The organism is Novipirellula rosea, from assembly GCF_039541335.1.
In the GTDB taxonomy this organism is placed as follows: domain Bacteria; phylum Planctomycetota; class Planctomycetia; order Pirellulales; family Pirellulaceae; genus Novipirellula; species Novipirellula rosea.
Map to the genome: position 1 here is coordinate 220,952 of NZ_BAABGA010000017.1, position 24,992 is coordinate 245,943.

The following is a 24,992-nucleotide window of genomic DNA, read 5'->3' on the forward strand; positions in this document are numbered from 1 at the left end:
GGCAGGCGAGAGCTTTGTCTCATCTCGCTCTTGCGGTAGTGGACGAGGCAACGAATCCCCAATTTGTTCGTGCTTTCGCTGGATTTGTTGCCTCGTCCACCACGCACCACCATGTCAAACCTTACCGGTTAGGTTGACTTGTCCCCAAAAATCTATTGGGAGTATGGTAGCGGTCGAATCGTGTCGATGGACAACAGAAACGCGGCTGTGTGTTACCACGGCTTGCATTTCGTCCTGTGGCTCGAACCCGAGACTGTATCCCCATGCGTCCCATCGCAATCCCACTGCTGTGTGCGGGCATCGCGACGATCACGTGGTTTTCCGCGTACGCGGATGACTCGTCGAGTTCAAACGCCCGACGACCGGTACGGATCGCTGCAAAACAAAGTGACCTTATCGCGAAAGAAAAACAAACTCGCGACCTGCTAGCACTCCAAGACGATGAGGACCTGCTCGCGAGCGATGAGGATCGTTTGACATCCGACCCGATGTCGGCCGAGCATGACTTGCTCGCCAGCGACACGTTGGGGAATGACGATCTGCTAGACGGGGATAACCTACTAGACGGGGACGACCTACTCGGCGGGGACGATTTGCTCGGCGGGGATGATTTGCTCGGCGAGGACGATTTGCTCGGCGGGGATGAATTACTTGGGGCAGACCCGCTGATGAGCGGACGTGGTAGCGAACGCGACCGGTTATCCGATCCGCTGGACTACCTTGGCCCATCGATCACCGCCCCCGCGGCCAAGCCGGCTGCTCCCATCGCAAAAGATCCCCACGAGGCCTTGTGGACCGAGAACTGTTACCCATCGGCCGAGACGTGTCGTAGTTGTCACCCGAAACACTATGACGAGTGGAGCGTCAGCTCGCATGCTTATGCAGTCATCTCGCCGATGTTTCAGCGGTTCGAACAAGCGATGCAGGAATACACGCAAGGAACAGTCGGCTCGTTCTGCGTGCGTTGCCATTCTCCCGTAGCGACTCAGCTAGAATTGCCTCGATCGACCAGTGTGTTGGATATGCCACCGGTGGTTCGTGAAGGGATCACCTGTATCGCCTGCCACCGGGTAAACGAACATTATTGGCGTGGCAGCAACGGCGACCGACGGATTGAACCCGGCGACATTCACCAACCGGTCGGTAGCGGATCGCATCATACCGGCGTTGCCAACGCAGTGGCTCGTGCGGACGAGTTGAAACTGAAAACGTCGCCGCATCAAACGGGTCCCGGCCAACCGATGCACTCGGCAAGCTTTTTCTTTGAGCCATTAACCAACAGTGACGTTTGTGTTTCGTGTCACCAAGTCGCGGTCCAGCCTGGGATTGCATTGGAGGTCGTGCACTCGCAATACCGCCACGGCCCCGCCGCGGCGAAGGGCATTTCGTGCCAAGATTGTCACATGGGTGCCGTTCCTGGCAAGGCCGAGGGCTACGAGCATTGCCACGCCGCCGTGCTGAATGACAAACCGTATGGCGAACCAAAGAAGCACGCGAATCATTCGTTTTGGGGTCCGGGCTACCCGATCGCTCACCCTGGAATTTTCCCTCACAATCCCAAAGCGAAACAATATTCGCCACGCCAGTGGCTCGATTTCGATGACCGTGCTGGTTGGGGAACCGAAGCATTCGAACAATCGGTGACACCGGGTATGTACTTTCCACCGCCATGGGATAACACCGATGACCGCCGGGATGCACGCCGCATCATTGATGCCAACTTGCTAAAGATCGAAGAGAAACGGTCCAGCGCCGTAATCACCCTCGAAGCGGGCGTGGACGTCAAAGGTCCGATCTTTCTGAGTGAACCTCGCTCCGGCGCTCCGCTGAATATCGCGTATCGAGTTTCCAATATCAGCGAAGGCCACAACTTGCCGACCGGATCGCTCGGCGCCCAGCCCCAATTGTGGTTGAACGTCGCGCTGATCGATCCCGATGGACAACGCGTATGGGAAAGTGGCTACCTCGACTCGAACGCCGATCTTGCCGACATGAACTCTTACGATGTGGCCAAGGGACGAGTGCCGCGAGACAAGGGACTGTTCAATCTGCAAACCAAATTCTTGATCAACAACGTTCGCGGCACCGACCGTGAAGCAGCGTTGCCATTGAATTTCAGCGTGGATCAATTGGTCTTTCTGCGTCCCGGTGCTGTTCCGGTCAGTGTGCTGAACCATCCGCCACTAATCCGCATGGAAGCTCATTCGATTCCGCCGCTGGATCATCGGATGCCAAAGTACCACATCCCCGCATCGGTGATGAAAAAGAAAGGGCCATACCGCTTGAGCGTTCGCATGCGAAGCCGGATGGAACCGCCTTACTTCATGCGACAAATCAACAGCACACCCGACATGATTCGCCGCATGACGACCAATATGCTGGACGTCCGACAAAGCAGCCACACGTTCTTGGTTCGATAGTTTATTCGTTTGTCCAAACGGTTTTCATAGCGACATCTGATCGCATTTAATCCCCATCCAATTTCCGAATCGTTGTCGTGAAGCAGACCATCAACATCGTCGATTCTCTTGTGAGACAGCTATACGCTGCCCGTCGGATGGCTTCACGGCAAGTCGTGGGACAACGTGCGGTCGTGACTCCCGCTATCCTCTGCATCTTGGCATTTGTTGGGATGCTCGGATCGGGGATGCTCGGATCGACTCGTTTCAGTATCGCACAAAGCCCGACGCGACTACCGAGCATCAAGCACCCGACGCGATTACCGTTGGTGAATCCGTCGGCAGCAGTGGCTCCTGTCGAGACGAAACACGAAACCACGCTGCGGATCGCTGCCGCAGAATCCGCGTGGGTACTGCCCGAGACCGAATTCGTGACCGATCGGTTTTATCAGTCGCTGCAAACGCGAGTCGCCCAACGACCGGAACTCGAAACGTTACCACCTGTCCCTGATCCGGTTCCGAGCCGTTCGTTGGAATTCCCCGATCCGGTGCTGACGCTGAATCAGACCGCCGATGACGATCCGTCTTTGTTTTCGATTCAGCACGGCTTCGCTGCGGCCGCGATTGGATCGACCGATCCATCAAACGATTTGTCGCCTCCAGCGTCGCGTGATTTTTCGAGCGATTTTTCACCGACACCGATTCCAAACACGTCGATGTACCACGATGGGCAACGTGAACAGTGGCCCTACGATGCCAAGAGTGACGTGCCGACCCAATACCCCTTGGTTCAATGGGGACGCCAGTGGTATGGCGATGGTATCACGCCTAAGGGGATCGATTGGTTCGGTCCCACAAACCTGGTTCGCCCCAAATTCTATCTGTACGGCGACTACCGCACCGGAATCGCGGCCGGACGAAATGCCGCCGGACGCACCGACAATCTGGCGAGCCGATTGAATCTGGATCTTGATCTACAGCTGACTGATACCGATCGATTCCACGCGTTCGTGGGACCGCTTGATAAAAACAACCAATTCACTCGTTGGGAAAAAGTGGGTGACGACATCAAGTATCGGAGCGAATTCGATTTGACTCCCGTCACGGGGTTCTACGAAGGGGATCTCGGTGTGCTGATGGGAGCATCACAGTCGCGAACCTCTCCATTCGAGTTGCCGTTCACGATCGGATTGGTGCCGCTGTTGTTTCAAAACGGAATCTGGATGGAAGACGCGGTCACGGGTGCAGCGTTTGCCTTGCCTTCGGGGCACAGCCGACTGCTAAATTGGTCAAACTTTGACGCGACTTTCTTCGCGGTCGTCGATCAAATCAACAGTGCGGCATTTGGCAGCGATGAACATGCCGCACAAGCGTTTGGTACCGCGTGGTTCATCGAAGCCTATGGCGGGTATATCGAAACCGGCTATGCCTATGTTCGTGATCGCAACCAGAGTGAACGGAGCTATCACAACATGACCGCCAGCTTCACGCGTCGCTATTTTGACCGAATCAGCAACAGCGTTCGAGTGATCGTCAACTCAGGCCAAGATCTGCCCGAGGACGAGCGGACCGCCGACGGCGCACTGCTGTTGGTCGAGAATAGCTGGATCACCGCGAATCCACTCACGTTTGTCCCCTATGCCAACTTCTTCTATGGCTGGGATCGTCCTCAATCGGTCGCGCGAGCGGCAGGATCGGGCGGGATTTTGCGAAACACTGGGATCAACTTCGAGTCGGACGGATTAAATGGTTTTGCCACGCTTGATCCGACTGCAGGGGACACCGCCGGTGGAGCGGTTGGCGTCGATTTGATCGCCGACGATCTCGGTCACCAGTGGCTGCTCGAGTTGGCGTATGTCACGCCGCACGGAAACGGCAACCCCGCAGTTCCGGCGGATCAATTTGCCGCGGGAACGCGGTACCAAATGCCGCTAACCAACGCCACGCTGTTGCGTTTTGATGTCATGTATGGCTGGCGAGGCGAGCTGCAAGACGTCTACGGCACTCGGATGGAATACCGCTGGAAGTTCTAGCGGGGAAGCCATTTCGGATTTACCCTCCCGTGTGCGGGAGGGTCGGCCGCAGGAAGCGGCCGGGGAGGGTGGTGACTTCTTACTTGCGTGTTACAACCGCAAACACAACGAGCCCCACCCAAAGGGGAGGTGAGTTCAGCACCAGCACGTGGCGTCTGGCAACTCACTGGCCTTCGGTGGCCAGTTTGCGAAAGTAGGCTTCGATGGCTTCGCGATAATGCGTGGGCAAGTCGCGGCTGATCTGTTGCAGCGCCTCGTTGCGTTCGGCGGGCGGCAGGTTTCCCCATCCGTCTCGATCTTTGATCTTCTTTCGATCCACATCGCCATTGCCGCTGGCGCCACCCGCTTGGCTGTCGGCCATCGGGGCACCTTGGCCACCCTGACCTCCTTGGCCGCCGCTGGATTGTTGTTGCTGTTGCTGCTGCTGTTGTTGCTCTTCGATCTTCTCGATCAACTTCGTCAACTTGTCAATGATCTCTTGCTCACGCTTCTCGACTTGTTCATCGCTGCGGCCCAAATCCAAGCGGCGAGTAACATCGGTCATGATCCGCGAGATCTCGTCGAGCGAATCTTCTTTGAGCGGTTTGATGTCCGACACCATCATCGTCGCGGTTCGCGAGAATCGGATCGGGCAATCGTCTTCGTTTTCGAGTAGACGACGCAAATCGGCCAACGCTTCCTTTTTCATCAGCAGCGCATGGTAGCAAGCACCGCGATAAAACAGTACCGCGGCGGGATCGATCGATTCGGTCGGATCGACTTCGGCAATCACCGGCAGCGCTTCGTCGTAAAGTCGATTGCGAACCAATTCACGGCCCAGCCATGTGCGAACGCTCATCCGCATCGTCTTGGGCAACGATTCGATTTCGCCGTAGGTGGTAGTGTTCGGGTCGATGCTGGCACTGGCTGCGGCGAGACTTCGCTGGGTCGAACTCACCAGGTTTTCTACCGTCGGTGCGATACCACGAATCACCGCGACGAAGGCGTCGAGCGAATCGGCGTCATTTTTTTCAATCGCCGAGACAAATTCGTCTGACGCTTGATCCATCCGATCGGGAACAACCCCGAGTTCGTCCAACGACGATCGCAGCATCTGCGACATCTCGTCGACATTGTAGGCCTGCCAACTTGCTCGCCGCTCCAACGCATCCGCACCGATCACCATCGAAGCGAAAATCGCCATCGAACCCCAGACAAAAAATGCGATCAACCAGCGGTAAACCGCATGGTGGTTTGACTCGGACACTTCCACCGCCGACGGTCTGTGCTGGGCAGACGCGGTTTGATGAAGGGCTCTTTGAGAAGCGTTGGTGTAACCCACAGACAACCTCGCAGTTTTATTGATTGCGTTTGAGCACCAAGTCACGAGTGATTTGATACAACCGATTCTGACGTTCCGACAAGTCCTGAAGCAAGGGCAATGTCTCTTCTGCCGTTGATTCCTTTGATTCTAACAACCCCGAGTAGCGGGATGTCGTTGTTTTTATCCGCGTTTCCATCGTACGGATCAATTTTAATTCGGCCAGTGCTTCGACAAGGGGTTGCTCCTGCTTTCCCCCCTGCTGAGGCTGGCCCTGCTGTTGCTGCTTTTTCTTTTCCAGGTCCCGCTGAGCCTTCTGAGTGGCGGCAATCATCTCTTCAAGTGCCGCTAATATGTCCTGCTGGATCCCTTGTGTGACTGCATCTATCTTAGTCTCACCGAGCCGTTCGGCCACGTGCGTCGTATCGAGGCGAATTTGTGAAACCACCTCGGGGAACGCGACACTCGAACCTTCTTCACGTAGTAATAGCATCGCTCGGTCCGCTTCGAGCGTGATTTTCTTCTCTTCAAACGCCAAATCGCCCGCTTTGAGATCGGTTTGACGGTTGCGCTGGGATTTCGGGGTCGCCGCCAGTGCAATCGTGTCATCCAGTACCTTGGACTGCATCGCTGCCATCCGCCGCAGCCGGCTTTCCAGCTTCGCCAACTCGCGTTGCATCTCTTCTTCACGCAACTGACGCAGAATCCGCTCGAGTCGATCAATGGCCTCACGCAGGTTGTCCTCGGCTTCTCGCTGCTTCTCCGTCGCGTCGGCGCGTTTGTTCTGCTCAAGCTCCTTCTCCGCTTCCTTCATCTTCTCGATCGCCTTTTGCAACTGCTGCTCGGCTTGTTGCTGAGGACTCTGCGGCGTAGGAGCCTGATCTTGGGGCGAATCCGATGATTCGGGCGGAGAATCGCCACTGGGAGGCGACTGCGATGAATCGCCACTCGGTTTGGAATCCGAAGGCTTTGCGTCGGACGGTTTGGCATCCGAGGGTGTAGGCGATTTCGCATCGCTCGGCTTGTTCTCGGAGGGGTCCCCGGATTCGCCAGGCTTTTGATCACTCGGGTCTTGCTCACTCGAGTCTTGGGGGGCCATGCCATCCCCTTTTTCCGATTGGGCGTCGTCGGATTTTGCGTCGCCCGATTTTGGATCCTTTGAGTCCTTAGGGGAATCCGATTCTTCGCCCGGCTTGGCAGGTTTCTTGTCCTCTTTTTCCTGTTTGTCGTCTGATTCGTCGTCGGCTTTTTCGTCGGCTTTTTCCTCGGCCGATGGGGCTTCGGCGTCATTCTCGGACAGTTCTGCCTGTAGTGCTTCACTGCGTTTGGTGATCGCTTCCTGTTCGGCTTGGACCTCTTTCAAGTCGGCGCCATTTTCATTCCGCGCCCGTGTGCTTCGCTCGGCACGTTCGACTCGTTTCAAATCTTTGATCAGATTGGCAACCCGCTGTTTTTCATCCCGGATTCGCTTTGAACGATCCTCGCTCATCAGCAACTGCAACAATCCTTGCAGTCCATCGGCGGCCCCTTTTTGTTTGTCGACCGCTTCTTGGAAGCGCTGGTTTTGCAGCGCCTCGGTGGCGTCACGCAGTTGGCTGAGCACAAATTGGTCACGCGATTGACGCGCCGCCCGACGCAACAACGCAGCTCGTTCGGGATTCTCAGCGGCCTCCATCTCGGCCAGCCGCAGCAACAGTTCTTCCAACCGCTCGTAACGCGACGCCACGCCCGTTTGCCGCTCGGGAAGGTTCGCTTCCTGAGCGGCGGCAAATGAGGCTGCAACAAAGCCGCTAAGCAGAAACCCGAGCCCGAAAGTAAAGACGAGGTTTTTAAGAGTCTTTGGTTGAATCATGATTCGATCACTCGGATTAATCGTGTTACGGCAAAACCGTCATGCAATTTTTAGCGGTGCGGTGCGAGCTGGCTATTGATTTAGTGAGCCACTCGCGTCTGAGCGGCTTATCCCTCGCAATACCCGGTGCCTTACGGCCCACGGCTCAGTCGTTCGTCCGCTCCCTATTTGAACAGGTCTAACACGCGTTTTTTCTGTTCCGCTTTGGTTTCGTCGAGCAGTTCGTTTTGGTCGTCGATCAACTCACGCACCATGTCAAGGATTTCATTATAGCTTTCCAAATCAAGCATCTTTTCCAGCACCGCGGTCAATTGCAGCAAAACATCTTCGGCCGTCTGGACCGCTTCTTTGGTTTTCGCAGACGCTTCCTCGGGCGTTTCGATATTCTGTTCAATCGCTCGAATTTGGTCTTTTAGACGCTGCAGCGGTCCCGCGACGATGTTTCTCAACGGGTCTCGCACCCCGACACCAATGCGTTCGCGACGGTCCGCAGAATCGACGCGGTTATTGATCATCTCTTGCAACAAATCGTCCAAGGAAGCGGCAATCCCGGTCAATTCCTCGGTCGTTTTGTTGGTTTGCAGCCCGGTTTGTTGGACTCGCAGCAGCCGGACCTGCGCCGCGCGGGTTGAATCGCCCTCGTCACTCTCCGCATCCGCAGCGGCGTCAAAGCCTCGTCGGCGAAGCAAATCGAGCGTATCTCGCAGATTCCGCGTCTCGTCAATGGTTTGTTCCAACCGCGTTCGCAGCCCCAATTCACGCCGCTCAAGTAACGCCAATAGCTTCTCGGGCGTGACAATCTCTAGTCGATACAACTCACTGCGGGTGAGGTGCGATTTGCCCAGATCGTAACCGTCGCTGGCCTCGGCAAACACATGGATCACTCCGCCGGGAACGAGTTCGGGCATACGCTGTTCGGAAACAAGATCACGCAAATCGATTTCGGTTTTTGCGTTTCCGTCGCGGTCCCATTTCAAAGCCAAGTCGACACCGTTAGCTTCGACGGGAATCGCTTCCGCAGCATCGGATTTCGCTTTTCCCTCTTTCGCAGCAGCTTCGTCTTCTTTGGCCAACTGCGTTACTGAGACTTCGAGTGATTCAATTCCATAATCATCTTTCGCAACCACTTCCAACGGAATCTTGGCAATGGCGGTCACGGCGGTGCCGATCCCATTGAGTCGCATTTGCACTTCGGGCGCTTCGTCGGTGACGACGCCTAGAAAGTAGCGATAGGGCGATTGCGCCGAGATGCCTTGTTGGTCACGCGGCACAATCCGAACGGCCGTCGAAGCGGTAAAGTTGTCGAGCACAATTTGTCCTTGGCGACGATCTTCGCTGGGGATTAACTCGACTCGCTGAAATTCGCCCGCATCGTTTCTCAGCACCACATCGGTATCGCCAAGTGGAACACTGCTGGTCGCTGTCAACACCACATCGCTGCCTTCACGTAACCGCAATCCTGCTTGGTAATTTGTTTCCAGATCGAATTTCGACGCCCCTTCGGGACGCAGGTAATCGGGATAACGAACCGAAACATTCATGTTGGTGATCGCCGGCGGCGTGACCGCTTCGATGCGGAAATCATCAAGCCGAGCGTCCAGTCCTCGCACGCTGAGCGAGATCGAATCGCTGAGTCCCGCCAACGGAGGCCCGTCCAAAACAAACGACTGGTAACCGTCAACGACACGTCCGATACGACGCATGTTAGATTGGCCGCGAGTCCCATCGTCGCTGCGGTAGTAGACAGTGCAGACGACGGGAACTTCGGCGTCGTCGGCTTTGGCGCGAATGCGAAGCGTCCCGCTACTGCCGCGAGGCAGCCGAATCACGTGTTCGTCAAATTCGACCAGCTCCGGCGCCAAGGCTTCTTCGTCCGTGGCAGTGATGACGGGCAATTCGACGCCGATCATTTCCAGCTTCGCTCGACGCGGCCAGGGATCGTTCGACAGCAGCGTTAAACGACCGGCGGCGCGGCCAAACGCTGCAGGACTGAAGATCAACAATATGAGCGACGCGAGCAACAACGGCGCGACGATCATCGACTTTCGCACGATCGGTTGCCAAGAAAAAACACGCGACGTATCGACTTCGTCAACCGCCTGTGCCGCTTGCATGTGGACTTGTTTCAACAGCTGTTCAGCGTGCGAATCATGCACTCGGCCGGATTGATTCAATTGAACGGTGGTCACCAAACGGCCGCCGAGATGCGGGTGTTGACGTTCCAACAGCAGAGCCAAGCTGTCGTCCGGCAGCGGTCGCCGCAAACGACCAATCAGCAACCGAGCCACAATCACCACCAGAATCACGCCGACTACGATCAACAGGATCAATCGCGCCAGCGGTGGCATTTCGGTACCGCCCATCAAAACCGGGCCGTAGTCCAACGCCAATCCGATCCAAAACGCGGCCAGTACCACGGTGGCGATCGCCAACAGTGAATCCACGACCACATACCGACGAATCCGCTGGCGGAGCGAATCGATCAGATGACGAAGTTTCGGATCAAGTGAAAGTTGTGTGCCCATCTAAGCCAATCGGTGCAATCGCCGGGTAACCCATTCCATCGTCAACATGGTCGCAATCAGCCACATCAACACGATGTTCCGGCGACGGTTAAAATCGATGTCCGGTGTCCCCGGCAGAACGGTGGTTTGAGGTTGCGGTTTTAAGAGCGAAGTCAGCGAACCGGCAAGCGATTGCAGATCCGTTTGTTCGCCCATCGGTGAATAAGTGCCGCCAGTCATATCGGCAAGTTGTTTCAGTTCATCATCGTTACGTCGGGGACGTTCAAGTTCGACGGTCGGCAAGCGGACTTGCACGCTTTGACGCAGTACTTGCTCTTCGAGTGCATCGCCCAGAGTCAGTCGTAATTCGTAACTACCAGCCTCACGCACGACGAAGCGGCCGCCGTAGGTCCCAGGCCGAGGCTCTCCTTTGAGCGGCAACAGCTTGATGTCGTCGATGCGACCGCTTGGGGCCAGCAATTTCGCACTCACCTCGGGCACGTTCAACGGCTCGAATTGGTCGTCGGTCAAAATCGCACGCACCGTGATCGTCTCGCCCACCATCACTCGCGACGAGTCGACCAGCAACACGCCTCGGGTGCTGTCACGCATCAATCGTCCCTCGCTGACCCAGCGGACCAGTTTGGTGTAGTAGCTGTCGAAATAGGCGTCGCTCTCACCGCGAAGCCGCCACATTTCACCACTGCCTTGGAAATAAACCCGTCCGGCACCGTAGAAGTGAGACGCCAAGTAAACCGGTTTGGTGCCGCCAATCTCGGTCGTCGGGTCTGAGAAATTAGCGTAAACCTTGGCTCCCGGTTTCGCACTTTTGACACCGACAAAATCGTAGACGCCACCAAATTGCTCCCAAATATCAAAACTTTCGGCGGGGTCTTCGGCAACCCACAAAAACTCGGCACGACGAGCTTCGGGAGTAAAGTCCAACGGCCACGGATTGTCGCCCCCTTGGCGTCCGCCGCTCAGCAAGGCACCGCGAGTGGACAGATTCACGGGAAAGAAACCCGAGATCCGGCTAACACGCGGGTCAGTCCGCAATCGAGTCCACTGTGGGTGGTAAACCGGGCCCGCCACGATGATCAAACCGCCTGCTTGTTGGCTGATCCAGCGATCCATCAAGTCGAGTGATTCCGCCGAGATCGCAGTCCAATCCGGATCGAACACCATGATTGTATCGTACTGGAAAAGATCTTCGGGTCGCGATGGAAACTCTTGCAACACTTGATCGGCATCTTGGCTCATCCCCGGCCGACCGGTTTGTAACCAAACATCAAGCTCGATCGATTTGTCGCGAAACAACAAGTTGCGAACAAAGCGGTACTCGCGAGTAGGACCGCCGGCAATCGCCAGCACGCGAAGCTTTTTGGCAACGACTTCGTAACGCGCGTCGCGAGCATCGTCGCGTTTGTTTTGATCTTCCTTCGGAGCGACCACGCGGACGGCTAAACGGCGACGACCGACCGATTCCGGTTCCATTTCGAAACGGATCGCCGACAACGTGCCGTCGCTGGCCACTTTGACTTTTTTGCTGTCGATGACCTCGCCCAAGTTTGCGGTTGGATCCGATTCGTTGGTCCCCGCTGCATCGTCGTCCAGCTTATCGAGCAACTGCACATCGACTTCGAGTTCTTTCGGGCCACTGGCTTGCAACATCGCTGTGATCGCAAACTTGTCACCGGGATAAACGCGGCGTGGTGCATCAAGATCCACCACACGGACATTCGTCGGGGCACTGCTGCTACCCAAACCGACCGGGAACACCGCGACTTCGCTTCGGGTTGCCGTGGCGATTGCGGCGGTCAAGCCGACTCCGCCGTTGTTTTGACCATCGGTCAATACGACCACGCCCGCTAGCGTCGATGGATCATGGTCGGCCAGCACGCTGCGAAGCGCGTCACCGATCCGGCTTTGGGCTCCGGTCGCTGCGAGCTCTTTGGCCCAATCCGATACACGAAGCGGTTTCGTGGTCTCATCCACCGGAGTTTCGTTTTCCAGGACCGGTTCGATCGCACTCGGTTCTACCCCCAGGATTTGGGCCAAACTTCGCTGCGTATTGATGGCGTACACGCTGCCCAGCCCGATGATGCCCAGAGCAAACGCAAACGCGGCCCCGCCCACACACCATCCAACAAGCTCCACGCGACCGGCCACCCCAAACAGCAGCGACAGCACCGACAACACGATCCCCACTCCGACCAACAACGCTCCGGCAGTCGCCCATTTGGAAACCGGCGGCCGCGTCTGTGCTAATTCCGAATCGTTAGGATTGGTAACCGCCGGACCGCCCCGCGACTCCAACAACTTGGGTTCACTGGTTTGGTCAAACGAGTAAATACTGACGCGATGTTCGGTTTCGAGTTTTGTGAGCAGATTGGATTCGCTCAGCAAACGGGCCGTCCGTTCAGCCCGACTCTCCGTGCTGGCCATCGATCCGACCGGCAGCGACATGCTCTGGCTCGTATCCACCAGAATCGTCACTTCGCTCGGCCGCGTCACCATCCGTTCGGTTCGTCGGTGCAGATCGAAGAAAAAGAAAATCAGTGCGGCGATGGTCATCAACCGCAATCCAATCAACGTTCGCCGCGTGACAACCGACAACTCGCTTGTGTCACGCCGATACAGTCGGATGCAAACAAACAAGATCGCGGCGATCGCAGCAATCAATAGTGCCCACGACCACCAACCTTCCAACGAAGTCGCTCGGGCGAATTCGTAAACAATGTGTTGCGTGTTGTGTTCGGCAGTTTCAGCGACTGCATCCGAAATCGTTTGGTTCACGTTACCGTTGGTTGTTTCGTTCATCGAGCACCTCGCAACGAAAAGGCTCCGAGATGACTCGCCGGACGTTTCCCGCCACCCAACGCAGTGGACGATGTGTGATAGCTAGCCCAATAGGCCAAGGCTTGCTCAGCCGCCAGCAATAGTCCAAGCAGCCCCAACAAAAACAGAGTCAACGTCGAGCTTCCGGCCGTCTGATTTTCGGCATTCCATGCTTCGCTACTCAAAAATCGCACGTCCACTGGCAACAGGTTTTGTTGAATCACGGCGGGGTCGGCACGCTTTAAATTGCCTTCGCCGCTGCGGATCACCGACGCGACAGGAATGATTTTGCGGCGTCCATCGGTTTGCGTAAACGCCCACTCCGAAATACCCGGCTGCAATAGATCGCTGACGTTCGCTTCGCCCGCAATCACCATCTCCATCGGATCCAGCACCACTTTCGCAAGCGTTTCGGTGTTGGCGTCGGTTTCGATCGGCTCGGCAACCATTTCGATGGGAACTCGCGGGGGTTGTTCGGTTGCGGGCAAATACATCACTTGCGGAGCGTATTGATCCAGTGCAATGGTTCGCTCGACCGCTTCGTCGATGAAGCGGCGAGTCGGCGGGGCCGCCCCGCTCCATAGATCCGCATTAGCTTGTAACAGAAAAACAACAAACGTAGGGTCACCAGGCCAATTGGTCCATTGACCGTCGATCCCACTGAGCACCGTGATCACGCGTCCTCGATCGACATCATGCTGCGTCACAAATGCGTTGCCGTCGCGACGCTTCAGGACCGTTTTGACGCGTGGCCGATTGGGGTCATCCGTTGCCTCGATCCCCGGCGTTTCAAGCGTCCAGGAACGTGATAAACCGATCAGCGACAGTGCCGCGTCGCCCGCCGTTTTCAGCGGAGCGAGCAACTCGGGCGAATCCCCAAACACCACATCCGCGGTCGTGCCCTCGTCGGACTGTGCCACCGGTTTTGATTCGTCCAGCGGCATTGGCAACAATCGTCGACCATCGGACAGCAGATTGCGATTGTAGGAATCGCGTTGAATGTCGTCACCGAGGAACCACAACACCCCGCCGCCACGGCGAACGTATCGGTCCAACGCATCGGCGACATTCTCATTGATCTCGGGAATATTAATCAAGTAAACCGCTCGGTAGGCGGCGAATGTCTCTAGCGTCGCGGATCGCAAAAACGATGGCGGCTGGACATCGGGAATCGCACCGATGCGAACTTGGCTGCCCGGATCCAACACCGATGCAACATGGTAGGCCCCGCGAGCCTCGGGGTCCGCATCGATCACCAGCACTTTTTCGGAATCCGAAAGTGGCAAAGTGCAGGTCCGTTTGTTGTCGATCGATAACGCATCCTCGGGTAACGATACCTCGATCGCATGCACCCCCTGTTCGGCAATAAACACCTGAAACGTCACAGTCACCTCTTCGCCAGCGGGCAACGATTCGATCACCAGCGCGGGCAGCGTTTCTACGCGACCGCTGGTCACCAAGGTCGGATCAGGCTGAGTCACCTCGCTAGGATAGTGATAAACGCGGCTGTCCAGCGAGACGTTATTGACGTCGCTAGGGCCGTTGTTACGTACTTTGGCATTGATCACCACTGGTACGCCTGCGACCCACACATCTTGGGCGGGCGAGACATCGACGACCGAAAGATTGGCGGCATTACCGGTTGCACAATCGATCATCCGAATCGAAACATCGTCTCCGGAAATCGCACGCATCGCTTCGGCCAACCGCTGAGGTGCGGCCCAATCGCGGTCGCGAAAATCGCTGGCGATGTACAGCACCTTTTGATCCGCCGGAGTCGATTGGATCAACTCGGTCGCCAAATCCAAGGCTGGCACCAAATCGGTTAACACCGATGACGCGGATGTCGACATGACTCGGCTGATTAGCCGTGAATCAGACGTCACCGTTTGTGCGGACAAGTCGGCTGCGGAGTCGCCCGACTCACTACCGCCACGCAACGTTAACGCCGCACGACTCGATCGCATCACCGTCAATTGATGGTTGCCATCGTCGGTGGCAAGCCGCCGCGTTAATTCTTGTAGTGCTTCGAGTGCCCGGGCGTAAGCTGTGGTTCCTCCCGACGCATCGCCCATCGAATAGCTGTCGTCCAAAACGACGACGTGGTGTGTTGTTGTTCCCCCCAACACGCCAAGCATCTGTCCGCCCCCGTTCCAACCGCACAGCATCGCGATCAAAACGGCCGCCACAGCCAAGCGAGCCAACAACAGCAGCAACTGTCGCAAGCGAATCCACTTTTTCTGCTTGCGGTAACTCGCGAGCAAAAAATCCATGGCAGCCCATTTTTGTCTCCGATGCCGAAGCATGTTGATCAGGTGGACCAACAACGGCACCGCGACAAACAAAAAGCCGATCGTTAATGCGGGGTAAAGAAACAAGGGAAATTCGAAGTCAGAAGAGTGAAGTGTAAAAATACAGGATACCGCAGCAGTGGAACGGGTTTGCTGAGGCGATCCATTTCGTTGGGATTAACGTTTCAGTTTAGGCAGCGATTGTCGGGCGGCTAGGAATTTGGCAAGCACCGCGTCGAGCGGTTCACTGGTGCGGACTTGCAAATAGTCAATCGACAAACGCCCACACGCTTTCTTGGTGCTCGTCAAAAATTCGTCCAGTGCGGCCAAGTAACCTTCGCGGAGTGCGCGCGGGTTGCAGTTTAAAAAGTCTTCGCTTTCGAGACCTTCAAAACGAGTCGCCCCATTAAATTCAAAGTCAATTTCGTGATCATGAAGCACATGGAACATCGCCACATCGTGTCCGCGTTGGCGAAGCAGACGTAAACCCTCTAGCAGCGAATCGACCCCGAGCAAATCGGAAATGATCACCACCAAACCGCGACGTGGAAGGCCTTGCGAGATTTCTTTGGCCACGGACACCAAATCGGTGCGTCCATCGGCACCGACCGAATCGAGCGTCGCCAAAATCCGATTCAATTGTTGTTGATTGCTTTTCGCGGGTACCGTCGCTCGCACTTTCGTGTCGAAGGTAACGAGCCCCGTGGCATCCTTTTGACGCAAGGCAAGATACGCCAACGACGCGGCGATCGATGCCGAATAATCAAATTTGTTTGATTCCCCATCACCGTACGCCATGCTGGCCGAACGATCGACAAGCAGCGTCAGCCGAAGATTCGTTTCCTCTTCGTACTGCTTGATATGCAGCCGATCTTGACGCGCGTACACCTTCCAATCGATGTGACGAATCTCGTCGCCTCGAGTGTATTGGCGGTGCTGCAGGAATTCGATCGATTGTCCAAAGTACGGACTCCGATGCATTCCCGATAAAAATCCTTCGACCACTCGGCGGGCCGTCAACTCGAGTCGACGAATCCGAGCGGTAACCTCAGGACGCAAATATTTTTTGGAATCGGGCATCGCGGGAAAGTTCGTCCTCGGTCGTTGGCGTCGCGGCAATAATTCGCTCGATCACGTCGTCGCTGGTCACTCCGTCACTTTCGGCGGCGAAGTTGACAACCATGCGGTGGCGAAGCACCGGTTTGGCCAAGTATTGGATGTCTTCGATCTGTACATGAAAACGTCCTTCTAAAAGTGCTCGCGCTTTGCCACCGAGGATCAAGAACTGAACCGCCCGCGGGCCAGCCCCCCAGCCGACCAATTCGTCAACAAAGTCGGGAACCCCTTCACCGCCGACGCGGGTTTGACGCACCAGTGAAAGCGCGTAGCGGACGACATGGTCGCTGACGGGGACTTGGCGAACCAATTCTTGCAGCCTCAGAATCTCTTCGGCCCCCAATACCGCTTCGACCTTTTCGGCCGCTTTTCCGGTCGTTCGACGCGCAACTTCAAATTCTTCGTCAAAGCTTGGGTATTCAACATAGACCTTGAACATAAACCGGTCTTGTTGAGCTTCGGGAAGCGGATACGTTCCCTCTTGCTCGATCGGGTTCTGAGTCGCCAAGACAAAGAACGGATCGGACAACACGTGCCGATTACGCCCGACGGTGACCTGACGCTCCTGCATCGCTTCGAGCAGTGCGGCTTGCGTTTTCGGCGGCGTCCGGTTGATTTCGTCCGCCAAGACCACGTTGGCAAACAATGGACCTTCCATGAAGCGAAAGTCGCGTTTGCCGGTCGAGCGGTCCTCTTCGATGATTTCCGTTCCCGTCACGTCGGCCGGCATCAAGTCGGGTGTGAACTGGATCCGGCTGAACGACAGGTCCAAGGTTTGAGCCAACGTGCTGATCATCAGTGTTTTGGCCAACCCCGGGACGCCCTCGAGCATGCAGTGCCCTCGGCTAAACAGGCAGATCATGATTTCGTCGATGACCGTTTCCTGGCCGACGATGATTTTGCCCAATTGTTCAATGATTCGCTTGCGAGCTTCATGCAATCGTTTCGAGTCAGCTTCGCTGATCCCGTTCTGATTTGCCGCGGCGTCTGCGGACATGCAACATCCTTACTTCTGGAAGGGGTAGTCAATCATGGAGTGATTTGGCGACGAGGGCCGTCCGCCTCAATTTATGTTAACAGAATACCAAGAATCTCAACTTCAAGCGCCCTGGGAAGCACAAAAGGGCCGCGACATTCAAAATTGACGCCACACAAATTAGCAAAAATGCCTCCATCTCCCTCTTTTGAGTCGCCTGCACGGACGAATCGGGGCGTCCGAGACGGGCAGCGTCGCGGTTGGCACGTTGCTCCCCGATGGGGTGGCAGGGTGCGAAAGCTCGCGAAGACTCGACGTTTGTGGACGTCGACGCAGCCCCGCGAAACATCCCATCGATGACCGACCGATGCGCATACGTTCCTGAACGGCGAGGTTGTCGATGATGCCCCCCGGGACCAATTCCACATCAGCAACCCACCACTTCACGGGCCACACGAATTCACGGGCCACACGAACGGAGAGCAACACGAACGGAGTCCGCTCGTACCGCACAGTCGCAGACACGGTACTCTAGCCGCAGCGGGATTTTGGACGTTGCCTTTGCACCCGATCGACGATTGTTAACCCCGGGCCGCGATCAAACATTGTTGAAAGATTTTAGCGGCAAAGTCTGTGTCTTGGCTTCAAACCAATCCAGCGCCCCTGAGCTGCGGAAGCCTCGATAAACCGTCGCGTGCTTCACTCATTCCATGCGGTGTTGCAAATTCACAAATGTATTCTAAAAAGACGTTAGGGAATTACAGGGCACGCATTGGAGGGAGCAATCATCATGCCGAGATTACTTGCCATCGGGGATATCCATGGCTGCTACAAGGCACTCGTTACCCTCGAGACGTTTGTCGAGATCACTCCGGAGGACACCATTGTCACACTGGGTGATTACGTCGACCGCGGCCCCGATTCACGTCGCGTGTTGGATTGGTTGATCAGCAAAGATAAGACGCACAAACTGATCCCGCTGCGAGGCAACCACGATTTGATGATGGCCCAAAGCCGCAACAATCAAGACCATTACGATCGCTGGCTCGGCCTCGGCGGGTACGCTGCATTGTGCTCGTACTCCCCTAACGGCAAAGCGGACGCGGGTACGCTGGAAAATGTTCCGCAATCGCACTGGAACTTCCTCAGCAATCGAGTGCTGCCCTATTACGAATCAGACCACTTTATCTTTGTGCATGCCAGCTACGATCCCGATGTGCCGATGAGCGAGCAGGAGGACTACTTTCTGTACTGGGAAAAATTCAGTTATCAACCTCGTCATGCTTCCGGAAAAGTTGTCGTATGCGGGCACACGTCTCAGAAATCAGGCTATCCCATTCGAACGGATAACGCCATCTGCATCGACACTCGGGCATACGGCAGCGGATGGCTCAGTTGTCTGGACGTCGAATCGAAACGGCTATGGCAAGCCAATCAGTTCGGCGAGACACGCAAGTTCTTTCTCGATGACGTTTGCTAAACGATTAAACCAATCCTTCCGGTTGTAACGGCCGATTTTTCCTCGACGCCCTCGCTTCGTTTTGGATTGTTTGCGAGCAGCTGCATAGAGACCTACGTTTTTTGTGAACACCAACGTCCGTTGTTGGTGAAGCAAAATGATTCTCAACGGTTCCATGCCATGGCCACTCGCCCTCCCAAAACGTTCTTTTTCGTTAGCCTTGTTGTCTTTAGCCTGGCGATGGCATCGGGATGTGACCTGTTCGGTCCCAAGCAGGACATGCGGGAAACGCTGGCGACCGCGAATGCCGAATGCCCCATTCTTGTCGACGAGTACACGATGCTGCAAAAAGTCGTGGTCGATCCCACCGTTGACTCCGTCGACTTCTGGTACGTGGTCAGCCGCAAAGGGATGAACCAATTTCGTCACGTCGATCGCGAACGAATGCGAGAGGCCGGCATGGCATTGGCAAAGAAGAACGCCGCCGCGAAATCGGCTTCCGAAAACGGCTGGACCGTACGACACATTTACGAAGACGCGTTCCAAACCCCGCTGTTCGCCTTTACCGTCAACAATGACACGCTCGAAAACCGAGTGCCGACCGGCCAGGAGCGAACGAATCCATTTATGGCCACTCCGGTTTCGAACCCCGGAAACTAATCCGCTCGACTAGTGCCCGCACCAATGGCGTTGGCGTCTTAACGCCCCTCGGTGTCAAGCTCAGACGTCCATTTCTGAATTGCCTCGAACAGCAGATCCGGCTGGATCGGTTTTGACACGTAATCGTCCATCCCCGCGTCCAGACAGCGTTGGCGGTCTCCTTTCATTGCGTTCGCGGTCATGGCGATGATTGGAATATGCGTGTTGCTGGCTTGCTCTTTTTGCCGAATCAACTCGGTCGCTTCGATGCCATCCATCTCAGGCATTTGCACGTCCATCAAGATCAGGTCGAACGAACCCTTTTCCCACGCCCTGACCGCTTTTCTGCCATCCTCTGCGATGACGACCTTGTGACCTTTTCGCTTCAAAAACCCCATCGCGACTCGCTGATTCACCATGCCATCTTCGGCAAGCAAGATATTCAGCACCGCGGCTTCGGGTACCGCTTCGGGAATCGCGGTTTCCCGGCTGCTTCCATTCTCAGATGGGCTTGGCTCTTGAAAAACACTGAGCATCGTATTGAGCAATTCGGATTGCACGACGGGCTTGGTCATGTAACGAACGATGCCCAAATCTTGACACTTCTTGGCGTGTCCCGATTGGGCGGCCGAAGACAACATGATAATTTTCGTGCCACGCAAACGCTCGTCCGTTCGCACTTGTTCGGCAAAACCAAAGCCATCCATTTCAGGCATCATGTAATCCAACAGGACCAAATCAAAAGGGTTTTCCGAAGACGCCGCTTGCTTTAGTTCCTTTAGCCCCTGGGTCGCTGCGTCGGTGGAAACCGTTTCCATGTTCCAGCTCTTGAGAACCTCCTCGAAAATTCGCCGGTTGGTGCGATTGTCATCCACGATCAGAACATGCATCGGATGCAGTGACAATTCCTCGACGCGATGCTGTTTTTCCAAATCATCTTGCACGGTCAATTCGATGGTGAAATGGAACGTGGTCCCTTTACCCAATTCGCTTTCCACCCAAATTTCACCCTTCATCATGGCGACGAGTTGCGAGGAAATGGTTAGCCCTAACCCAGTGCCACCAAATTCGCGTGTCGTCGATGCATCGGCTTGTCCAAACGCTTCGAAGATCTTTGCCTGCTTCTCCGCTGGAATGCCGACCCCGGTATCAATCACGCGGAAATGCAATTGAACTTTGTTTTCGCTGCGTGACTGACATGAGACATCGATCACCACTTCGCCTTGCTGGGTAAACTTGATCGCATTGCCGGCAAGGTTGACAATGATTTGCCGGATCCGGCCGGGGTCGCCTAGGAACGTATCGGGCAGATCCGGGGCGATCCGGCAAGCCATTTCCAAGTCTTTATCCGCAGCCCGAATCGCCAACGCTTGTCCGGTTTGTTCGATACAGTCACGTAGACTGAATCCGATTTCCTCGAGCTCCAGACGCCCCGCTTCAATTTTCGAAAAATCAAGAATGTCGTTTAGCAGCCGCAGCAACGAATCGGCTGACTGCTGGATCATGTTCAAATAATCCCGCTGTTCATGACTTAATTGCGAGGTCGCCAACAATTCGCCCATCCCGATGATGCCATTCATCGGCGTGCGGATTTCATGACTCATGTTGGCAAGAAACGAGCTCTTGGCCTTGTTTGCATCACGTGCTTCGTCGCGAGCGACGGTCAAATCGTGATGCGTTTGCTGCAGCTCGCGGCCCATCCGATTAAAATGCCGCGCCAACTCAGCCACTTCGTCGTTCCCCTTGGTTGCCACCGTGGTATCGAGTTCCCCACGGCCAATCGCAACCGTTGCATCGGTGAGTTGATCGAGTCGTTTGGACAATGAAATTGCGGTCGCTCCGCCAATCAAGATGGTGGCCAAGGTCGCCAATGACGAAATCCAAATAATTCGATGTCGCAAGCGATTCACGGGTGCAAACACCACCGATTCGCGGCGCTCGTCCATCGTGATCCAGCCCAGCCCTTCAAAGTCTCCGTAACCACGCGAGATCGCAAATGCGGACAAATACCGCTCGCCGCTGGCGTCGTCACTGCGGTAATAAACCGCGTGAGTGTGATCCGAATCAAGCTGCACGTCTTTGAAATAAATCGATCCATCCGATAGCGGTTTGGTTTCTTCGTTGCTGGCACGAATCACGCGTCCGTCGGCCGTAAACAAGACCAATCGTTCATCGGCCCGGTATCGACCGACGCGAGTATCGATCACGCTGAACACCTCTTGGATGTTCATCACCGCTTTCAACACCCCCAACGCTCGACCACTCTCGTCGTCGACACGCAAGCAGATATCGACCGAGTAAACACCGGCGCTTTCATCAAGCATCACGTCGCCGATAAAAACATCGTCTTCGAATGCCCGTTGCCACCACAACTCGTCGTCTTGACGATAATCCGAAGTGCGACTGGATTGAGCTGCATTGACGCCATACCGATTGGTGTAGAACACTTCACCAAAAATCGTGTAACCGCTGCCTTCGTTCAGCTTATTGAGCCGCTGGCGGAGGTCGCGTGAAAGCGGGTTTCGCAGCAACAATCTCATGAATTTGGTCGCTTCGTCCGCAGGCGTGTTTCGCCATTGCGTGTCCCGCTCCTCAATCGTCGCTGCCGGGTCCTCGAGTGCTTCGATCGCCTGGTTGGATGCAATCAAACTGAGCTGGACCAAATCGCTTCGCGAATACGCTTTCCAATCGGCGGTGCGAGCATGCACGATCCGGTCAATCTCATCGATCACCGCAGTAGCACGCGTCATCGAGGTGGCTTCGATCGCGTGCCTCAAACTACGCTCGCTGACGTGAGTGGCATACATGCCAACGACCCAAATCAGCAATGCGGGCAGGAGCGTCGCGAGTAGCAACTTATGAACGATTCGCATTTTGAATCACTCCTGCACCGAAGAAACAGAACTTCTCGCCGTGGTCCAACGCGAGAAGGGCGTTTGCTATTGTAGCGAATCCAAACGAACAAGGCGGGCAATTCGCACATTAAACGCCTTCAGTGTCGCGACTGGCGAACAATCCGGATCGATCAGCCCACACCGTCGCTGTCGATCACCATCCGGCGCGTGCGGTACGTCTCCGAGACGTCAAATCGCCAATCGGATCCCATCGCGAAATCACGATTCGATGACTATGCTACGGGGAAATCCACCTTTTTCGCAGTATCCTCCTCCCCAAGTTTGCGACCTAGCATGAACGATTCGAACGCCGATTTCCACAAACATATTGACGAGTTGTTCGATCATATGATCAACCAACTCGACTACCAAACCGATGAACCGCTGGAGTGGGTGTTTGGGATTGAGTCCTCCGATATTGCCTTGCTCGAAAAAGTGGGCGATCGTGCACCGGAGTCCTATGAGTGGGACGTTCAAGAAGAAGTCGAGCATGTCGATGAGGAAGGCAACACCACCATGGGCGGCCCAATGCTGGCTCTCCGTCGCTGTGAAGCGTTGACGCCCGCACAAGTCAAAGCCTGTGTCGACGAAATCGATGCCTTAGCAAAACAGTTCGGTTTGGAACTTGGTGACGTCACCTCTTACGATCCGATCGACGAAGATGACTTTTTCGATTGGATGTCGCTTGATGAAGCTCATTGGCGATTGCGACACTACACCGATTCGGGTCTCGAAGCCGATAGTGATCTGCCCTGGCTGTTCCTGCTATTTGCGCCGTCACTCGAAGAACTCAACGCGTTGACGGTCGCCCTGGATACGCAATCACTGGGAACAATCGAAAGCTACGATGAACCCGACGAGGAAGGCCAATATGCGATGTGCCTGTTTATCGAAGGCAAAAACAACGAAGCCGAACTTACCGCGATGCACGATCGCATCAACGCGATCGCCGAAGTGAACAACGCCGAAATCGTAGGCATCCAATTCCTCGACCAAGAAGACTTTAACGATGTCTTCGGCGACGAGGATGACGAACAAGAAGAGGCGTAAGCTAGACCGGGCTTGAGTGATGGCAGAAGAGCCAACGAAACAAGGCGGCCGTGTCCTGCGAAGAACACGTCCGCCTTGTTGATTTAAAAAATCCTTGCGAACCGCGGCGAGGCCGCGTTTAAACTTCACTCAGCTCGGGAATTTTGAAGTCCGGGTTGCTTGGGTTCTTCAACAACCGATTGGCCTCGGTGGCATAGTCGCCCGTGTGAGTTTCGCTCGCGGGATCGAACGTCAATGTGGGACCGACGCGGTACTTCGCATCTTTTTCCGACACTCCCACCCCATCGGCCATGATCGAGTGCAATTTGTTGAAGTGCAGTGTGGCATCTTGGTTGTCAGCAAATTGGCCTGCGCTGGCGCTGAACGGCACCTCGTGACCTAAACGGTACGAATTGTTCATCAAGTGCCCCAGCACGCATCCGTAGTGAGCGTCCAGCACATTGCCGTTGGCCATACTCGGATCATTCGCTCGCACCGCGCTGATGAACGAATTCCAATTGCCGCCGGGGGTCACTTTTCCCTTCGACAGTTTCAAACCTTCGGGTTTTGCGGCCCCCGGACGCAAAATCTGATAATGACTTTCTCCTGTGATCACGCTGCCGTCTTCGAGATAGTACTCGTTATAGACTTGGCGTTTGTAGTCCTTGTAGTTCACGTTGCGAACGTTAAAGAACACCATTTGGCCGTTGGGATATTCTGCCATCGAGAACATCGTGTTAGGCGTTTCCCCTTGGTCGTCCCACTGGAATCGACCGCCAATCGCCATCGCGCGGGTCGGATGCGTTTGATCGTCATCGATCGCCCAGCGAGCCACATCCAATTGGTGAGTACCTTGGTTGTTTAAATCACCGTTGCCAGTCTCCCAGAACCAATGCCAGTTGTAGGGGTGATAGTTCGCGTGATATTGGTCGATCACGGCGGGCCCCTTCCAAAGATCCCAGTCCAAATTCGATGGCGGAGTGCCGGGTGACTTGGATCCAATTCCGCCGCGCGGTTTACAGCAATAACCATACGCGATTTTCAATCGCGGAAGCTCTCCGGATTTGAGTGCCTCGTGAAGCCCCGCCACTCCCGCATCACTGCGGCGCTGCGTTCCATGTTGAATCACTACGCCATATTTCTTTTGAGCTTCAACCGCCACGCGGCCTTCGGCGACATCATGGCTCATCGGCTTTTCGACATAGACATGCTTACCCGCCTGAGCTGCACGAATCGTGATCAGCGAATGCCAATGATTCGGAGTGGCAACCGAGATCGCATCAAGCGACTTGTCGTCAAGCGCTTCGCGGAAATCGGCTACCCCTTTGGTCGTGAACTTGCCATTGGCCTTCTTCTCGATCGATCCCAATCGTTTCTGAAGCACGTTCTCTGCGGGATCGATGGCATACGCGATTTCGACATTGTCCGCCTTCATCCATCCGTCGATATGGCTCTGACCGCGACCATTCAATCCCGCAACCGCGATGCGCACACGGTCATTGGCGCCTTTAATTCCTGCGGTGGCTTTGGTTCCCATGATGATCAACGATCCGCCAATCGCGGACGTTGTGGACAAGAAATCACGGCGTGTCGGCTTTACCGGGGGTTTACGGTTCATCGAACCATCCTTCAATCAAGTGGTGGGATCGGGGGGTGAGAACA

The 24,992-nt window shown here is 55.5% G+C and carries 14 protein-coding genes; 5 read left to right on the forward strand and 9 right to left on the reverse strand.

All coding sequences use genetic code 11. The annotated features are described in order from the left end of the window. The first annotated feature begins 263 nt into the window (after positions 1-263). On the forward strand, positions 264-2,420 hold the full coding sequence (locus tag ABD971_RS06375) for a multiheme c-type cytochrome (protein WP_345320478.1): 2,157 nt from the start codon (positions 264-266) through the stop codon (positions 2,418-2,420). A 137-nt stretch (positions 2,421-2,557) separates the two neighbouring features. Then, the gene (locus tag ABD971_RS06380) at positions 2,558-4,432 is read left to right on the forward strand and encodes a hypothetical protein (protein ID WP_345320480.1); all 1,875 of its coding nucleotides are present in this window, start codon (positions 2,558-2,560) and stop codon (positions 4,430-4,432) included. Between the two features lie 163 nt (positions 4,433-4,595). Here ABD971_RS06380 and ABD971_RS06385 read toward each other — a convergent pair whose 3' ends face one another. From ABD971_RS06385 to ABD971_RS06415, 7 genes are all read right to left on the reverse strand, one after another. Further along, positions 4,596-5,678 carry a hypothetical protein gene (locus ABD971_RS06385; protein WP_339941325.1) on the reverse strand — a complete coding sequence of 361 codons (1,083 nt, stop codon included), beginning with the start codon at positions 5,676-5,678 and terminating at the stop codon, positions 4,596-4,598. 91 nt (positions 5,679-5,769) lie between these two features. Continuing rightward, positions 5,770-7,584, reverse strand: a complete 1,815-nt coding sequence (locus ABD971_RS06390; RefSeq protein ID WP_345320482.1) for a coiled-coil domain-containing protein — start codon at positions 7,582-7,584, stop codon at positions 5,770-5,772. Positions 7,585-7,748: 164 nt separating this feature from the next. Continuing rightward, entirely contained in the window at positions 7,749-10,109 is a 2,361-nt protein-coding gene (locus ABD971_RS06395; RefSeq protein ID WP_345320484.1) for a polyketide synthase, read from the reverse strand. Then, on the reverse strand, positions 10,110-12,908 hold the full coding sequence (locus ABD971_RS06400) for a VWA domain-containing protein (protein WP_339941331.1): 2,799 nt from the start codon (positions 12,906-12,908) through the stop codon (positions 10,110-10,112). Continuing rightward, positions 12,905-15,304, reverse strand: a complete 2,400-nt coding sequence (locus ABD971_RS06405) for a BatA domain-containing protein (RefSeq protein ID WP_339941333.1) — start codon at positions 15,302-15,304, stop codon at positions 12,905-12,907. Before ABD971_RS06405 ends, ABD971_RS06400 begins: the two co-directional genes overlap by 4 nt. Positions 15,305-15,394: 90 nt before the next feature. After that, the gene (locus ABD971_RS06410) at positions 15,395-16,276 is read right to left on the reverse strand and encodes a DUF58 domain-containing protein (protein WP_339941394.1); all 882 of its coding nucleotides are present in this window, start codon (positions 16,274-16,276) and stop codon (positions 15,395-15,397) included. Then, positions 16,266-17,330 carry an AAA family ATPase gene (locus ABD971_RS06415; RefSeq protein WP_339941336.1) on the reverse strand — a complete coding sequence of 355 codons (1,065 nt, stop codon included), beginning with the start codon at positions 17,328-17,330 and terminating at the stop codon, positions 16,266-16,268. The genes ABD971_RS06410 and ABD971_RS06415 overlap by 11 nt, the downstream gene beginning before the upstream one ends. 769 nt (positions 17,331-18,099) lie before the next feature. Here ABD971_RS06415 and ABD971_RS06420 point away from each other — a divergent pair. Further along, positions 18,100-18,789 (forward strand): metallophosphoesterase family protein, encoded by a 690-nt coding sequence (locus ABD971_RS06420; RefSeq protein ID WP_339941338.1) that lies wholly within the window; start codon positions 18,100-18,102, stop codon positions 18,787-18,789. Between the two features lie 159 nt (positions 18,790-18,948). Then, on the forward strand, positions 18,949-19,428 hold the full coding sequence (locus ABD971_RS06425; RefSeq protein WP_339941341.1) for a hypothetical protein: 480 nt from the start codon (positions 18,949-18,951) through the stop codon (positions 19,426-19,428). 38 nt (positions 19,429-19,466) lie between these two features. Here ABD971_RS06425 and ABD971_RS06430 read toward each other — a convergent pair whose 3' ends face one another. After that, the gene (locus ABD971_RS06430; protein WP_345320489.1) at positions 19,467-22,280 is read right to left on the reverse strand and encodes a hybrid sensor histidine kinase/response regulator; all 2,814 of its coding nucleotides are present in this window, start codon (positions 22,278-22,280) and stop codon (positions 19,467-19,469) included. Between the two features lie 315 nt (positions 22,281-22,595). Between ABD971_RS06430 and ABD971_RS06435 the strand changes: the two genes are divergently transcribed. Further along, positions 22,596-23,351, forward strand: coding sequence for a hypothetical protein (locus tag ABD971_RS06435; protein WP_339941345.1), 756 nt, complete (start codon positions 22,596-22,598; stop codon positions 23,349-23,351). 118 nt (positions 23,352-23,469) lie between these two features. Here the strand turns inward: ABD971_RS06435 and ABD971_RS06440 are convergent, their stop codons facing one another. Next, positions 23,470-24,948 (reverse strand): Gfo/Idh/MocA family protein, encoded by a 1,479-nt coding sequence (locus ABD971_RS06440; RefSeq protein ID WP_345320491.1) that lies wholly within the window; start codon positions 24,946-24,948, stop codon positions 23,470-23,472. Between the last annotated feature and the right edge of the window lie 44 nt (positions 24,949-24,992).

Excerpts from the sequence above, each read along its gene's own strand:
- ABD971_RS06375 (WP_345320478.1), top strand. The coding sequence starts at position 264 with ATGCGTCCCATCGCAATCCCACTGCTGTGTGCGGGCATCGCGACGATC.
- ABD971_RS06380 (WP_345320480.1), top strand. The coding sequence starts at position 2,558 with ATGGCTTCACGGCAAGTCGTGGGACAACGTGCGGTCGTGACTCCCGCT.
- ABD971_RS06390 (WP_345320482.1), bottom strand. The coding sequence starts at position 7,584 with ATGATTCAACCAAAGACTCTTAAAAACCTCGTCTTTACTTTCGGGCTC.
- ABD971_RS06395 (WP_345320484.1), bottom strand. The coding sequence starts at position 10,109 with ATGGGCACACAACTTTCACTTGATCCGAAACTTCGTCATCTGATCGAT.
- ABD971_RS06400 (WP_339941331.1), bottom strand. The coding sequence starts at position 12,908 with ATGAACGAAACAACCAACGGTAACGTGAACCAAACGATTTCGGATGCA.
- ABD971_RS06415 (WP_339941336.1), bottom strand. The coding sequence starts at position 17,330 with ATGTCCGCAGACGCCGCGGCAAATCAGAACGGGATCAGCGAAGCTGAC.
- ABD971_RS06420 (WP_339941338.1), top strand. The coding sequence starts at position 18,100 with ATGCCGAGATTACTTGCCATCGGGGATATCCATGGCTGCTACAAGGCA.
- ABD971_RS06425 (WP_339941341.1), top strand. The coding sequence starts at position 18,949 with ATGGCCACTCGCCCTCCCAAAACGTTCTTTTTCGTTAGCCTTGTTGTC.
- ABD971_RS06430 (WP_345320489.1), bottom strand. The coding sequence starts at position 22,280 with ATGCGAATCGTTCATAAGTTGCTACTCGCGACGCTCCTGCCCGCATTG.
- ABD971_RS06435 (WP_339941345.1), top strand. The coding sequence starts at position 22,596 with ATGAACGATTCGAACGCCGATTTCCACAAACATATTGACGAGTTGTTC.
- ABD971_RS06440 (WP_345320491.1), bottom strand. The coding sequence starts at position 24,948 with ATGAACCGTAAACCCCCGGTAAAGCCGACACGCCGTGATTTCTTGTCC.